This window comes from Pseudomonas artemisiae (genome assembly GCF_057128685.1).
The window spans coordinates 1-2,399 of sequence record NZ_JBSKHS010000032.1; the positions used below are offsets into that span (position 1 = coordinate 1).

The 2,399-nt window shown below is 64.9% G+C and carries 2 protein-coding genes; both read left to right on the forward strand.

What is annotated here, in order from left to right; translation table 11 throughout:
• The coding region (locus ACWKV4_RS20550; RefSeq protein WP_483834042.1) for a phosphopantetheine-binding protein at positions 1 to 633 on the forward strand (633 nt) is incomplete at its 5' end.
• A partial coding sequence (locus tag ACWKV4_RS20555; RefSeq protein WP_483834043.1) for a condensation domain-containing protein occupies positions 633 to 2,399 on the forward strand: 1,767 nt, incomplete at its 3' end. The genes ACWKV4_RS20550 and ACWKV4_RS20555, both read left to right, overlap by 1 nt.

Here is a 2,399-nt window from a genome sequence, read left to right on the forward strand (position 1 = left end):
GAATACGTGGGGCGTATCGACCATCAGGTGAAGGTCCGTGGCCTGCGCATCGAACTGGGGGAAATCGAAGCCTGCCTGCATGGCCTGGCCGCGGTAGACGAGGCGGTGGTGATCGCCCGGGATACCCCTCAAGGCAAGCAACTGGTGGGCTACGTGGTGGCCCGCGTGGACGGGGACAGCCTGCGCCGGGAGTTGGCAGCGCAGTTGCCGGACTACATGGTGCCCACGCGCATCCTGGTGCTGGACGCCATGCCGCTGTCGCCCAACGGCAAGCTGGACCGCAAGGCCTTGCCGGTACTGGACCTGGCCGCCAGCCCCCGTGCGCAGTATGTGGCCCCAGTCACCGAACTTGAGCAGCAACTGGTGGCTATCTGGCAGGAGGTGCTGGGCGTCGAGCGGGTGGGCACCACCGACGACTTCTTCGAGCTGGGCGGGCATTCGCTGCTGTTGACCCAGCTCGGCATGACCTTGCGCAAGCGCCTGAACGTGCAATTGCCGCTTCACCGTTTATTCGAGTTGAGTTCCATCCAGGTATTGGCCGCCGCGCTACAGGCTGAACCTGAGGCAGCGCACAAGGAACAGGTCGATCTGGGCCTGATGGATGAGTTGCTGGGCGAGTTGGAGAATTTTTGATGAGCAACACCGAACACCAAAAGCTACAGCAGGTGGCTGAACGCCTTGCCGCTTTGCCCGAAGACCGCCAGTTGATGTTCCTGCGTCAGTTGGGCGAGAAGGGGGTAAGCCTGGAGCGCTTACCTATTGTGCGTCAGCCCTGTGGGCAGGCCCCGCTGTCCGCCGCGCAAAGCCGCCTGTGGTTCTTGTGGCAAATGGAACCGCACAGCGCCGCCTATAACATCCCCGCGGCGGTAAGGCTGCGGGGTCAGTTGGATGAAACGGCATTGCATCGCAGCTTTGTGGCCCTGGTGGCCCGCCATGAAAGCCTGCGTACCCTGTTCCGTGAGGTCGAACATGAGCAAGGGGTGCAGGCCGTTCAGGTGATCCTGCCAGGCCTCGAACCCGAGCTACAGCGTATCGATTTAAGCCTGCTGCCGGCCGCTGAGCGCGAAGCCTGCGCCCGCGAGCAACTGGAACAGGCCGCGCGGCAGCCCTTCGACCTTACCCAGGGGCCGTTGCTACGGTTGACGCTAATCCGCCTCGATGACCGTGAACACCTGCTGCTGCTCACACTGCACCATATCGTCTCCGATGGCTGGTCGATGGGCGTGCTGACCGACGAGTTCGCCAGCCTGTATACCGCCCAGCTCAGTGGTCAGCCGGCAGCCCTGCAGGCCTTGCCGGTGCAGTACGCCGATTACGCGCGCTGGCAGCGGCTGTGGATGCAGGCCGGGGAGGGTGACCGCCAGCTCGACTACTGGATGCGCCAGCTCAGCGGCGAGGCCCAGGTGCTGGCCCTGCCCAGCGACCGCCCACGCCCGGCGGTGCAAAGCTACCGGGGCGCGGCGGTGGATTTCCAACTGCCGCCGGCCTTGAGCGAGCGCCTGCGTGAGTTGGCACGGGGCAAGGGCGCTACCCTGTTTATGCTGCTGCTGGCGGCCTATCAGGTGCTGTTGTTCCGCCACAGCGGCCAGCGCGCGCTGAGGGTCGGCGTTCCGGTGGCCAACCGTGGCCGGGCGGAAAGCGAGCGTTTGATTGGCTTTTTCGTCAACACCCAGGTGTTGAGCTGCGAACTGGACGCACAGCAACCTTTCACCGACCTGCTGGGCCGTACCCGGGAAGCAGTGCTCGGTGCTCAGGCCCATCAGGACCTGCCCTTCGAACGCTTGGTCGAGGCGCTTCAGCCTGAGCGTAGCCTCAGTTACAACCCGCTGTTCCAGGTGGCCTACAACCACTTGCCGAGCCAACGCGACGGTTTGCGCAGGTTGCCTTCCCAGGATGGCCGTGGGCTGATACTGGAAAGCCTTGAGCTGGACGTTGGCGTGGCCAAGTTCGACCTGATGCTCAGTACCGAGGAAAGCCGCGATGGCCAGGTACAGGGCCAGTTCGGCTACGCCACCGACCTGTTCGATGCCGGCACCATCGCTCAGATGCGCGACCACTTCCTGGCGCTGTTGCAGGCACTGTCAGACGACCCCGCCCAGGCGGTAGGGCGCTTGCCGCTGTTGTCTCGCCAGGCCCGTGAGCAGTTGCTGCACGGCTGGAACGACACTGCTACGGCCTTCCCGGATCACATGCAGCTGCAACAGCTGATCGAGCGCCAGGTGGCGGCCACGCCTGATGCGCTGGCCGTGCGCTTCGGCGAACACCAGTGGACCTACGCCCAGCTCAACGGCCGCGCCAACCAACTGGCCCGCTGGCTGCGTGAGCAGGGCGTAGGCCCGGACGTGCTGGTGGGGGTGTGCGCCGAGCGCTCCCTGGAGCTGGTAGTGGCCCTGTTGGCC